Origin of the sequence: Paraglaciecola sp. 25GB23A (genome assembly GCF_040012495.1) — a bacterium.
GTDB lineage: Bacteria > Pseudomonadota > Gammaproteobacteria > Enterobacterales > Alteromonadaceae > Paraglaciecola.
In genome coordinates this window covers 24,872-37,727 of record NZ_JBDYKM010000024.1, presented here as the reverse complement: position 1 = coordinate 37,727, position 12,856 = coordinate 24,872, and the positions used below count along the sequence as shown (strand labels likewise).

Annotated in this window: 12 protein-coding genes and 1 other RNA gene; 2 read left to right on the top strand and 11 right to left on the bottom strand. The window is 40.3% G+C overall.

The genetic code is table 11. The features are described 5' to 3' along the window. The first annotated feature begins 5 nt into the window (after positions 1-5). A complete protein-coding gene (locus tag ABKW31_RS19550) occupies positions 6-200 on the top strand; it encodes a hypothetical protein (protein WP_348618276.1) in 195 nt (64 codons plus the stop codon). Between the two features lie 102 nt (positions 201-302). Here ABKW31_RS19550 and ABKW31_RS19545 read toward each other — a convergent pair whose 3' ends face one another. The 10 genes from ABKW31_RS19545 to ABKW31_RS19500 form a co-directional block, all read right to left on the bottom strand. Beyond that, positions 303-1,232 (bottom strand): tRNA-dihydrouridine synthase, encoded by a 930-nt coding sequence (locus ABKW31_RS19545; RefSeq protein WP_348618275.1) that lies wholly within the window; start codon positions 1,230-1,232, stop codon positions 303-305. 45 nt (positions 1,233-1,277) lie between these two features. Beyond that, positions 1,278-1,475 (bottom strand): DUF1289 domain-containing protein, encoded by a 198-nt coding sequence (locus ABKW31_RS19540; protein WP_348618291.1) that lies wholly within the window; start codon positions 1,473-1,475, stop codon positions 1,278-1,280. A gap of 136 nt (positions 1,476-1,611) precedes the next feature. After that, the gene (locus ABKW31_RS19535) at positions 1,612-2,874 is read right to left on the bottom strand and encodes a hypothetical protein (protein WP_348618274.1); all 1,263 of its coding nucleotides are present in this window, start codon (positions 2,872-2,874) and stop codon (positions 1,612-1,614) included. Then, positions 2,871-3,485, bottom strand: a complete 615-nt coding sequence (locus ABKW31_RS19530) for an energy transducer TonB (protein ID WP_348618273.1) — start codon at positions 3,483-3,485, stop codon at positions 2,871-2,873. The genes ABKW31_RS19535 and ABKW31_RS19530 overlap by 4 nt, the downstream gene beginning before the upstream one ends. 1 nt (position 3,486) lies before the next feature. Next, positions 3,487-3,888, bottom strand: coding sequence for a biopolymer transporter ExbD (locus ABKW31_RS19525; RefSeq protein ID WP_348618272.1), 402 nt, complete (start codon positions 3,886-3,888; stop codon positions 3,487-3,489). A 12-nt stretch (positions 3,889-3,900) separates the two neighbouring features. Further along, positions 3,901-4,425, bottom strand: coding sequence for a MotA/TolQ/ExbB proton channel family protein (locus tag ABKW31_RS19520; protein ID WP_348618271.1), 525 nt, complete (start codon positions 4,423-4,425; stop codon positions 3,901-3,903). A 1-nt stretch (position 4,426) separates the two neighbouring features. Next, positions 4,427-5,779, bottom strand: a complete 1,353-nt coding sequence (locus ABKW31_RS19515) for a MotA/TolQ/ExbB proton channel family protein (RefSeq protein ID WP_348618270.1) — start codon at positions 5,777-5,779, stop codon at positions 4,427-4,429. A gap of 5 nt (positions 5,780-5,784) precedes the next feature. After that, entirely contained in the window at positions 5,785-6,549 is a 765-nt protein-coding gene (locus ABKW31_RS19510) for a DUF3450 domain-containing protein (protein ID WP_348618269.1), read from the bottom strand. A 264-nt stretch (positions 6,550-6,813) separates the two neighbouring features. Continuing rightward, positions 6,814-8,262 carry a sulfotransferase gene (locus tag ABKW31_RS19505; RefSeq protein ID WP_348618268.1) on the bottom strand — a complete coding sequence of 483 codons (1,449 nt, stop codon included), beginning with the start codon at positions 8,260-8,262 and terminating at the stop codon, positions 6,814-6,816. An 84-nt stretch (positions 8,263-8,346) separates the two neighbouring features. Next, positions 8,347-11,280 (bottom strand): TonB-dependent receptor, encoded by a 2,934-nt coding sequence (locus tag ABKW31_RS19500; protein ID WP_348618267.1) that lies wholly within the window; start codon positions 11,278-11,280, stop codon positions 8,347-8,349. Between the two features lie 1,068 nt (positions 11,281-12,348). On the opposite strand from ABKW31_RS19500, the gene ABKW31_RS19495 reads away from it, so the two are divergent. Continuing rightward, positions 12,349-12,624: a late competence development ComFB family protein gene (locus ABKW31_RS19495; protein WP_348618266.1), complete on the top strand. Its 276-nt coding sequence runs from the start codon at positions 12,349-12,351 to the stop codon at positions 12,622-12,624. 31 nt (positions 12,625-12,655) lie between these two features. Here the strand turns inward: ABKW31_RS19495 and ffs are convergent. Then, positions 12,656-12,752: signal recognition particle sRNA small type (gene ffs, locus ABKW31_RS19490), an RNA gene on the bottom strand. Positions 12,753-12,856 lie beyond the last annotated feature (104 nt).

Sequence of the window (12,856 nt, the reverse complement as noted above, 5' to 3'; positions counted from 1 at the left end):
ACCCAATGGAGATTAGTTCATCTGGAGCGGGATCACTTGCTCAGACTGTACCAACACAAACAGGCTCTCAACAGGAAGTTGTGCAGGCGCAAACGCAACAACAAAAAGTGGAATTGGAATCTTCAAGCGAATCTGCAGAGGCCTCTCGCCCCTCTTCGTCAAATGAAAGAGTTGGATCCGTCGTCGATATTCAAGTTTAACAATTTCTGTATCTACTTAATAAAATCAACTAGAAAGCCAGTTTTGTTACTGGCTTTTTTATGCCAAAAAATCACAGAACTTAAGGTCAAACGTTAAACCCATTAGAAACTCTTTACTACTGCAATTATCTCATCAGCACTCTTTAAGCAGCGTACCTGGCTAAATAGCTGACCGGCTTGTGGATACTGAATTTTTAGATAACCTAACCACTGTTTTAATCTATTGGGAAAATATCGTCCTTTATCACCAAAAATCTCATAACCAGAGTATTTTACTAATAATAAACGCACCTCTTCCCACTCCATCGATAACTGACTGCCTTTAATTACCTGAGCCAAATTTGGTAAGGCCAAAGCCCCTCGCCCTACCATTAAGTTTTCACAATTTGAGATTAGTTGACAATTGACAGCATCTTGCTTTGACCAAATTTCACCATTGGCGACAATGTCTATGTCAACGGATCTTTTGATTCTTGCAATCCAATCCCAATAAGCTGGTGGTTTGTAACCATCTAGTTTAGTTCTAGCATGAATAACCAATAAATCAGCCCCAGCCTCAGCTATTGCTTGCGCATTTTCTATGGCTAAAGAAGTATCATTGAATCCTAATCGCATTTTGGCACTCAGTATTTTCTCTTTGGGCACCGCTTTTCGAACTTGACTGATAATTTGAAATAAGGTTTCGGGCTCCTGTAACAGCACAGCCCCTCCCCTACTTTTGTTGACTGTTTTAGCTGGGCAACCGAAATTCAAATCTATACCGTGAGATCCCAAATCGATGGCACGGGCAGCATTCTCAGCCAACCAATTAGGCTCATGTCCTAATAGCTGGATTTTAACTGGTACGCCAGCCTGTGTTCTGCCACCGTTTTCCAACTCTGGACAAATTCGCTGATACACCCGACTGGGCAGTAATTGGTCTACTATCCTAATAAATTCAGTGACACACAGATCAAATCCGCCTATGTGTGTCAACATATCCCTCATTAGACTATCAACAACACCTTCCATAGGTGCGAGAGTTAGATGCATAAAGCCTCAAATATAAACAATAAAACCAATATAGTTAGGGTAAAGTTAGCCTTTCGAAGACTTAAAAAAATCATTTTTTCGCGTTTGGCAATTATCGATAATCGCCAATTTGCAGTTAGTATCCGCCGCTGACCAATTTAAAATTTCGTTCAAACTTCTAAAACAACCAATACAAATATCTTTGTCATCAAGGCAGCATTGCCTAATACAGGGAGAATGAGGTTGTTCCTCAGTTATATTCATCATAAATCCAATAGAATCGTTATTGTTGATAGTTACAGATTAGGTAGTAACACGGTTCAGAACAGCAATTAGCTTAAAAGGTTTACACAAATAAAAAAGCCCCATTTGAATGGGGCTTTTGAAAAACCGAGTGTAATTAGAGATTTACACCGCGATTTTTGGCTTTTTCTTTAATATATGGTTCCCAACTACGCGCACTTCTCGCAGTTGAAGTATCTTTCTTTGCTTCCAATACATGCACATAAGCCGTTTTGAAGTCACCAGAATAGAAACTAGCTTCCATCATAACCATATGGATCCGACCCACGTTGTCTGCACCGTTATCTAAGGCTTTTTGTAAAGCCACTAATGCATCCTTGTACTGTTCAGATAAAGCAAGTGATGTACCTTCTTTATAGAACAAGTCTGGATCTGAGCTCATTGCAGCCGCTTGGCCATAATAAACTGCAGCCTTTTTAGGCTCTTTAGCTAAGTTCCAAGTACTGGCTAAAGTAGAGAGATTCTTCTCGTCCTTTTTAACCAAACCTGATTTCATATACTTTTCAAACAACACAGCCGCTTTGTATGGAATATTATTCGTAGAATAAAGCTGCATTAACGCTTTTATTTCAGCTTCCTTGGTCAAATATCCTTGATTCAGTGCCATCTCAAAAGTAGACAGAGCTTTTTTGTAATCCTCAACCAACATGTAGAAAAATCCAAGTTGAGTCCAATTAGCCTTGTTGTCTGGAAAAATAGTCACCAAATCTTCTGCAACTTGGATTGTCTCTTTGTACATCTTACGATTATAAAAAGCAGTCAACTTAAGTGCATAAGCGTTCTTGTTGGGTTTGTCTGCCAATTTTATAGATTTATTGGCAGGCTCAACAATATCGGCCCATTTTTGTTGTTCATAAAGTGCAGTAGCTATACGTAAATAAACTTCAGAGTCTTCTTTACAAGTAAAAGCCATCCATTCTTTATATTTAGTTACCGCATCAGCATACTTCTTTTCTTGCATATTTAAGTCAGCAATCAAGCGTAAAGTACCCGCTTGTTCTAGGTCGTTTAACTTCTTACCCTTAACTGACTTGTTCAAATATTCCAGAGCCTTATTGGCCTTGTCTGGCTGAGTCGCCAGCAAGTTCCCAATAAAACGGTCGGTGAAAGCGCGATCAAATTCTTGAGATGTATCGATTTCATACAAAATCGATAATGCCTCATCAACTTGGTCTAGGTTATAGGCGTCTAAAGCTTTAGAAACCTTTTTACCGGTTCTCTCACTTGGAATATTGGATGGTCCTTTCTTATAATCTGGACAGATTATAGGAGCACCTTGTGCAAATACCGCATTTGGCAACAATGTAGCCACTGACAAGGCTGAAACCACGCATAATTTTTTTAAATGTAATTTAATCATGATTGATCCAACTTAAAGTCTAATTGAACTGTCAACCCAAATTGCTTTATCGGCTTACCATCTTCGATCTTTGGCTTATATTTCCATTTATCCAAAGCCCGTTTGGCTTCTCGGTCAAAGATACGTTTAGGTTCTGAGTCAATAACCTCAACATCTTCAACACCACCAACTTCGTTTATGGTGAACGACAGTCTTACCCATCCTTCTTTACCATCACGAGCAGCTTGAACAGGGTATTTAGGTTCGATACGAACGATTGGCGTAGCATCACCATCACGTTGCATTGCACCAACACCACCAATGTCTACAGACGCTCCACCTACATCGATAGACGGCATGTTAAAGCCTAATCCATCAGTATTTGCTTTAGCCACATCAGGTTCAACCGGCTGAATCTTAGGCGGCTGTTTTGGCGGTGGCGGTGGCGGTGGCGGTACTCTTTTTCTTGTTTGTGTAGAATCATCTGGCGTTGCCATAACAATATCGATTATTGGTGAAGGTGGAACTTTATCCACTGGCCGAGATGAATTTTCAATCAACTTTGCCATCACTACAAACAATCCAAACGCTATTGCTGCACCTACTAAAATTGAAACTAATAATCTTCCCATCTTAACCGCCTGTCGTTGCTATAGATATGCGATCAACACCAGCTGCTTTGACTTGATCCATCACATCCATAACAACTCCATAGTCAGAGTTTTTATCTGCTTGAATAATCAACACGTCAGAAGGTTGCTCTGCCATCAAACGTTCCAAGTTAGCTCGCACACTGTCTATATCAATTTGACGCTTATCAATCCAGACGTCACCAGCTTCTGTAACTGCAATAAAAATATTAGCATTTTTAGGCATAACAGATTCGCTAGCACCTGGTTTGTTAACTTCTATCCCAGCTTCTTTTACGAACACTGTTGTTACGATGAAGAATATCAACATGATAAACACAATATCCAACATCGGAGTCATGTCTATCGCGGCATCTTCATCTTCGACTCGAACTTTTCGACTCATAAGATTCTCTCCTTAATGATGGGGTAGACTATCAACCAACTTTTCTCTAGCAATTTTAACTTTCGCTTCTAAGCGAGAGCTAAAAAATACACCAGATAAAGCCGCTACCATCCCAGCCATTGTCGGAATAGTCGCCATAGATATACCTGCCGCCATAAGACGAGGATTACTTGTACCTTGAGTTGCCATTGTTTCAAACACCCCAATCATACCCGTTACAGTTCCTAGCAAACCTATTAAAGGACACATAGCGACAAGAGTTTTAATTAGTAACATTCTTGTGCTTAGCCCGTCCGACGCTTGTGAAATCCACGTATCACGGATTCTATGCGCATACCATGAAGTAGTATCTTCTCTTGCATCCCATTTCGCTATGATTTCATTTCTTAGCTTTGGAAATACAGAGGTTAAATACCAATAACGCTCAATCATAAATACCCACATGAGAAAGAGCGCTAAGGCAACGACGTATAGAACGTCGCCACCGGCAGCGATAAAATCCCTGACCGACTCCCATAGTCCAATCAGGTATAACATCTTAAGCTTTCTCCGTCTCAGCGTGGGCCGCAATAATGCCTGCAGTTTGCTCATCCAAAATATGGACGATAGATTTGCTACGGCCAGCAACAATGCTATGCATTAGTAACAATGGTAACGCAGCGATAATACCTTGCGCTGTAGTAACAAGCGCCATCGATATACTGCCAGCCATCAATTTAGGGTCACCCGTACCAAACAATGTAATCTGTTGGAACGTCGCGATCATACCTAGTACCGTACCTAATAGACCCAATAGAGGAGCAATGGCAGCGAATATTTTAATGATGTTAATACCACTTTCAATACTTGGAAGCTCACGTAAAATCGCTTCATCTAATTTAAGTTCTAGGTTTTCAGCATCGACATTTTTGTTGTCTTTATAGACTGTCAATATTCTGCCTAGAGGATTAGAACTTGAAGGATTACCAGGATTTTTAAGTTGTGAACGCATTTTTCCAGCAATCAATGTCAAGGTAAGGATTTTGTATAAACCGATAAGTAGACCAATGGCCAACATCACAGTAATAACATAACCTACAACACCACCGGCATGGTAGCGCTCCATCATGGTTGCTTTTTCTTTCAACAGACCAAGTAAGGCACCGCTTGAAGGGTCAGCATAAAATGGGATTAGACCAGAAGTTGCAGAACGCACTTCTTGGGCTGAATCAACTAAATAACCGTCTGGTTGGCGACCCAAAGGCTGAACAATCTCATCCTTATCGTCATAGATTAGGTAGCCTTGTTCACCCACTAGGTTAAAGGTACCTACACGAACAACTTCTTGCTCCAACGAACCACCGTCTAAACTAATTACTTGGGTTCTGAAACGTGAAACTTGTCCAGACTCTGTCATCTCAGTTTGTAAAGCGAACCACAAGTCTTCTAATTCTTGAATATTAGGCAGACCTTTAGACTCTTCTGACATACGTTTTAAGAATTCACCACGACCAGGGAACTCAGCACTTACAATTGAAGTAGAGATCTGACCATAAGCTTCAGCAGACGCTTGACGAACCACACCAAACATTTCACCCAAAGTACCGGTGGCTTGGTCTAACTCGATTTCTTTCTCAGCTAATCGGGTTTCGTTATCAGCAAACTGCTTAGTAAGACGATCACCACGAGACTTTTCTGCTTTCAATGTGTCTTGGGCTTTTTTCAACAAAGCTTGTTTGTCAGCACGTGCTGATTGAAACTCTGCTTCACGGTCTTTATTAATACGCGCTTCAGATACACGATTTTTCTTAACTTCTTCTAACAAATCTTCTAACGAATTGGCAGCATATGCACTAGATGCCATCATAGCGATAGTTGCAGCTGCCAATATGGATTTAAATATAGGTTTCATCAATATTACTCCGCAGCTTTGATTGGTAACTTAATAAGATCAGCTGGCACAAGTTTGTTGGCCATACGCACTGCCGTGACGACAGAACTAAGATACTCGTCACCTAACACTTGCCATGCGCGTGCATCATTATCCCACACCCAAGCATTTTTCTGATCCAATGACAAAGCGATCAAAGCTGTTCTACCTAGATTGAAAAAGTCTACCGTAATATCAGTACCTTTTACGTCAATCGTACCTTTATACGAGCGAATACCGCGGCCGTATTGGTTCTCGATTTGATAGGCTTCAATAACCTGACGGAATTGCTCAGATGTTGTAACGTTTGAGTTACCCATGATATCGCGTAAACGCTCAACACGGTCTTTGCGCTCTTCCAAATTAATTGGAATATCCAAATCGATGAATTTCTCTAAACTGTCGATCATTCTGAACATCAACGGGACAACGCCGCGCTTAACACCCTCAATGCCATCAATCTGACGCTGTAAAGAATCAACACTACGTTGTTGATCTGCAACCAGGGTGGCTACGTAATCGTTATAAACTTTAAGGTTCTCAGTTTCGTCTACGACTGCACGATACTCTGCAAATAACTCTTGAGATTGCTCATAAAGATTATTTATCTTCTCTTGGGAGTTCGCTGCAGCCACATGAATTTTTGATTCTTCTAAATGAAGATCGTTTAACGTGTCTGCAGAGACAACGGCGCTGCTACCGAGTGCTAAAGCACCAACGACGGCAGAAGCAATAAGGTTTCTCTTGCTCATTTTGGACATAATTCCCAACCAATTTCTTTTTTTGAATCCTTACCGAACGCCTGTATGGGTCAGTAGGGGGCTATAAAGCTCTGTTGTTTAAGGGGCTTAGATTCTGAGTAATTCAGAACTAAGACCGTTGAATGTTCACACGGATGTAAGCGAATTGTCAAGGAGCGGTTTGATCGAATCACTAACATTTAACTAATATATACCTGAATCAGCTCTTGTGTTTCATTAGTTTCCATTTTATGTCTAAACAATAGACAGTTAGGGCTATTTAAATTTAGCCAAAAATGGCGCTAACAAAACATCTAGCTTTCCTGAACTTATTGAAGTTGAATACATTTTTCGTTTGGCTTGAACAGCACTAGCAGTAAATATTGGTCGGCTATTGTTGAAAAACTCCAACATTGCAGGTTCAAAAGATAAATTACAATATTCAACAATTCGGGTTATTTCATGCTCGGTGTTGTTAACCAAGTTTTCGTATTGAGTATTCAGAATTGTTGCGCCGAAACGCTTGTTCCAATGCTCATACAAACTAAATTCACCAGCAAAATAGTCAGCAATATCTGCTAGTGTTGCACTCCACTTTAAGCCTTGGCTAAAATGTGTTTTAAAACAAGACCAGGCTGAATCTATGGGTTGTCGATGCAGAAAAATGATCGGCGAATCAGGAAATATTTGACGAATCAACCAAACAAAACGGTTATTATTTATGCTTTTATCAACAATTATCCCTTCACTGCCAAAGCGGTTGTGAGCATAATTTAGATACACTCTTTTTATATCTTCGAGCTGTTCAGCGGTGAATTTAAACTGCTCTACTGACTCACCAATTGGCCTTCCACCCGTTAAGGCTCTGGCAGCTCGCTCCATGCCATTAAACTCTCCTCCGTCTACAATTTTACTGTGACTACATAAGATTTGTTCTAATAGAGTTGAACCGCTTCTAGGTAGACCAACGATGAAGATTGGACTTTGCTTGCTGCTGTGTATCTTTATCTCATTTGCAAGGGCTTGTTCAGAGGTGTTTGCTATAATGTTGCCAACGTAAGCTAATTCCTTTGTGGCATCATAGTCTGTGTTTTGATGAGCAACTTGTTTAGACTTTGTCGCATAGGTAAAAGCAAGTTCGAGATTTTTGTTATCTTCATAGACTTTACACAGTGCCGCTAAATAAGACGATTTTGAACGATTGTTGGCTTTAGCGACTATTTCTTTTTCATAGCCAAGCATTTTTTTGAATATGTCACTTTCCAGCTGCATATCAGTTGCATTAACTAGTAATAGCCATGCTTCGCCGGCAAGAGGCCATTGAGATAAGGTAATTTGCGCATATTCAGCAGCGCGTTCTCTTTGCCCTAATTGCAAATATACCGTGCTTAAGAAATGACTCACTTCTGGACTAGTTTGATTGTCCTTAAATAAATTTTCAGCTTTCTCAACTGCACTATTAAACTCACCAACTTCTATCAGAGCAGCTAAATAGGCCATATCAATATTTAATTTGCTATTCGGTCTTTTTTTGAAAAGCGTGAGTGCTTTTTTAGCAAGCTCTACTTCACCCGCCAACAATGCTAGTTTGCTGATACCTAACCAGTCTTCATGCAAATCCGGTTTATGTTCAATTATGGTGGCTAACTGGGTTGCGGCAAGGGTAAATTTAGCCTGTTTGACAGATTGAACTACTTCACCCAATAGCTGTTTAACATCCAACATGTGATTAAAACCTTTTAAATAATTACTTTTCTAATAAAAAAGCCCCGCAAAAGCGGGGCTCATATTAATGCGAGATTAAAATTCTTAGAATTTCAAAGATGCACTGAAACGAACATAACGTGGTGATTGCCAGTTAGTAGCTCCACCGAAGCCTGGATTCATTTCCTGAGGACCGCCAACTACATAGGCAGCATCATCATTGTCATAAATCTCATCTACTTCAGTCACTGTATCGCTATTTAACACGTTAAATATGTCTGCACGCAAGGTTAAGTCATAATCTTCACTAAGTTGAATATCATAACTTGCAGTAACATCGATATTTAATACGCTGCTAGTAGTACCTAAAGAACCACGAGGTACTAACTCACCGTTTGCAAAGAACGATTCAGAGCCATATGCACGTGCAAACACATCCGTTGGGTGGTATCCAAAAGCATTCTTCGGACGGCCAGTTTGCCACTGCATATTAACACCCACGTTTAGGCTTTCAGTTACTTGATACGAACCGAATACCTTCACTGCATGACGTCTGTCATTAGGTAAATTACCGTTGGCGCCGTCTAACAATCCTGGCTGATCGAATAAGGTCGTTAAACCTGCATCATCCTGACCATTATCTGAACGAATATAACCTTCGTTGTTACCCCAGCTGTGTGACCAAGTATAAGCAGCGTTTAACAACCATACTCCGTCCCACGCTTTTTCAAACGTGACATCAACTGCAGCATACTTACGAATAGACTCAGGATAATTAAGGTCGTCAGCAGGGATGGTATACTGTACACCATCATCAGCAGTAAACGTTAAATCAGTACCTGGGTTGGTTAATACGTAATAATGGAAACCGCTACACTCTTCACATGATCTATCGAACTCACGCTCAAGATACTTGTTAAAGCCAAAGTCAATCGCCACGTCTTCAATAGTAGTTGAAAGTTCACGGTAAGTACCCTGAACAGCCATGCTCCACTCATCAGTTAACTGGAACTGATAACCGGCAATAAACTCATCAGAGAACATTGGATCAGTGCTGGTATCAACGATTGAATCTTTACTAGGCACATCACCGTCTGAAAACACTTGTTGTGCTCGAGTCGGTGTACCACCATCGTTAAAGTTAGGAATATCTAGAGCTGGATCAGCCAGACCTTCAAAGGCTCTAAAATCATGAATGTAGGTTTCTGCACCTGACAAACGAATGTTAGTATTAGCCGCTACTGGAAGGAAATAACGTCCGTAACTTGCCCATAATTTAGACTCGCCATCACCCATTAAATCATAAACAGCACCTAAACGAAGAGCCCACTGATTGCTTAATTTAATAAATGACTCACCGGCACCATTAAAGTTTTCGAAAGAATCATTTCTCAAACCCGCGTTAATGATTAAATCGTCAGTTGCTTGCCATTGGTCTTGAATGTAATAAGCAAAGTTTTTATTTTCAAATGCACCACCAGCTGAATAAGTACGACGACGCACTTCGTAAGGAGCAGGGTTAGCAGGATCAGTTTCATCATCCACATAGATTAGATAGTAGTTACCACCAGATAACACAGTCGTTGCGTTAGCCGTTAGTGTTTCTGAATCCACACCGACGCGTATTTCGTGGTCGCCTACATACCAATCGGCATCAATTCTGAAGACTTCGCGCTCATCATCGCCAACATCCACTAGGAAGTTTGCATGGCCACCAGTTGGAACAAACTGGCCAGTACTGTCAAAACGACGATAAACAACAGGGTTAACATCCAAAGCACTTGAAGTTGTACGATTTGCTTTATTCAGGCCGTACATAGCCGATACAGACAAATCATCACTTAGTATACTGGTGTATTTTACAATGTAGTTTTTACCACCTTCATCAGTGAAGCCTACAGCTGGTGTACCAGATATAGTACCATTTAGCTTGGTGAAACGACTGTTAACAGTGGAACTTTCATCAGAAAAAGCAGTAAATTCTAAAATATTATTTTCATTGATATACCAATCTATTTTGGCACCCCAAAAGGCGTCTTCATCTTCTGCTTTGAAAAGACTTTGACGAGTATCGGCACCGTCTTGAACTATGCCGCTGTCAGCATCAAAGACATCTGAACGCGGGTTATACAGCACATAAAAGAACAACTTATCTTCGATAACCGCACCGCTTGCCCACAAGTTAACATCCCAGAAGGTATTACTATCAGATGAGTTATCTATACGCAATGTTCCGTCTGGAAAGTATGAGTCTGGCTTATCTTCACGTAGCGCATCAGGCTCGTAGAAGGCGTTAACACCCCATTGAAACTCGTTGGTACCGCTTTTGGTTTTTGCGTTAACAACACCGCCGGTTACACGACCGTATTCAGCTGAATAACCACCGGTTTTAACCTCAAAGGTATCAAACATTTCGAATGGAGGATTACTTGAACCCACACCCGTTCTAAAGTTGGTTAGGTTAAGGCCGTTTACGTAATAAGCATTTTCTGCAGCAGACGCACCACCAATTGAAGGTACATTACCAAAAGCAGAGTCGCCTTTAGTTGTGCCTGGCGCCAACAAAGCAACACTGGTCAAGTCACGAGAAACAGGCACTCGTGAAAGAGTAACAGAGTCAATAACAATACCAGTACTGTTACTAGTCACATCAACTAAGGAAATAGCCGAACCAGTTACTTCAATACGCTCCATGCTTGCATCGCTAAGCGCTAAGTTAACATTTACCTTACCGCTGATACCGACTATGACGCTTTCTTCAATCGTTGTTCTGAAACCATCTTTTTCAGCAACAATTTTGTATGGCCCTGGTGGTAGTAAAGGAAAACGAAAGTCACCCTCAGCATTTGAAACAACAGAACGTTTCAAGCCTGTTTCCAAGTTTTCGATTGAAACCGTAACGTTAGAGAGCACAGCTCCAGACGTAGTAACTGAGTTACCGGTTATGTAACCGTTAGTATTGTTCGCCAATGCGGGCATTGACAAACCCAAACAAGCCGCTACTGACAGAGCAGCAGCACTTTTCTTAAATGTAAACATGTATGTCTCCCTGGACCACTAAGTTTATAGTGTGATTGTGTAGTCGTTTTAACGACTTTTTATAAAGAAGGTAGTGAACCTCACACCGATAGTAAACAATAATTAGCCTAGGGGTCAACTCCCAAACCACTGAAATCTTCCATTAATGCATAAAGATTATGGTGATTAAATTCTAGCTGGACATATTTATTTACAATTGCTTAAGCGCGTTCATCAAAGTTATTGTTCAATTAATAAGCGCCAGGGCCAACTCTACATCCAAAGTTAATCTGGCTATGTCAACAAATACGCTGTGTTAAGATTTTTTAGCCTCGGCTAACTGTTGTGAATAGCCAGTTAAATAAAAGGCTTAATACATGTTAGGCAGAGGATGTTTAGCCAGAGAATCAGACAGAGACAGAACTAATAATCGCTCCAAGCTGAAAAGCCAGGGGTTCACTTGCCCTATCGAAAGTATTGGGATTAGTGCATGAAAAAAATAAAAGTGAGTTGGAAATAGGATTTAGAATAAAAAAACGCTGGTAAATCAGCCGTTTTTATTTTCACTGAAGCTTAAAATTGAAAAGACAATATTGTCTCTGCAAGTACGACAAAGTGATGCATAAGTGCAGGGGAAGGTATTACCATTGTGAAAAGGTGTTGTTTCTGCTTCACCAGCTACAACTGGAGAATTTTTATCAAACACATTGTCTATATCAAAACTATCACCCAAAGGTTGCTCACGATGTAGTTAGTAAATAAACCGAAGTAACTATATGAAGCAATCACTGGTGACACAAGCGAACTCAGAGTTTTAATCTCTAAGTATTTATTAAGACTACCGCTATAATACAGCGTGCCATAATCAGCGAAATTGTCAGATAATCTTAAATATTTTTTATATTTCTATTTTGGTAAGGCAAGGTAGTTCACAATTGACTTTGGCTAGATTTTTTTGCTCATAGAGCTATTTTGTTGCACCGCAAATATCTAGGCTATTTTGTATTTTGTTTTCTTTAACAAACACGCTATGTTAAAGCATAATGACTTTTTACAATGATGCACGCTCTTTACACTTAGAGGTTTTATATGAAACTTGATGATGATATTCATAACTATTACGAACATTTAGTATTGGAACAAATTGAACGCCTTGAATTGAACAAAACAAAAAATGAAGATTATTTAGCGGACTTATGTTGCTTAGCACTCAATCAATTGCCTACTCGATATATTCGCTATGAAGTTGATATGGCATTTTATTTACCACAAAGCGAACGTCAACAAATGTCAATGAATGCAATAAATGCAGTCAAACATGGCATGACATTTTTAGATAATAAAGAACAAAGTAAAACTGAATAAAGCGAGAGTGCGATGAGGGCATTGGGTGGTGCCCTTTCAGCCACACCTCGGCACATGAGTCCTTTGCTGCGGCTGCTCCCTTCCAGGCCTGACCGAGTTCACAAATTATCATTGCGAGGGGACCGAAAGGCCACCATTGAAATTACTCCGTTATAGAGTGCTGAACAACAAAGCGGGCGCATTATCTACAAAGGGATAGTGAAGTGCAACCCACTTTTCGTTTTTATTGTGA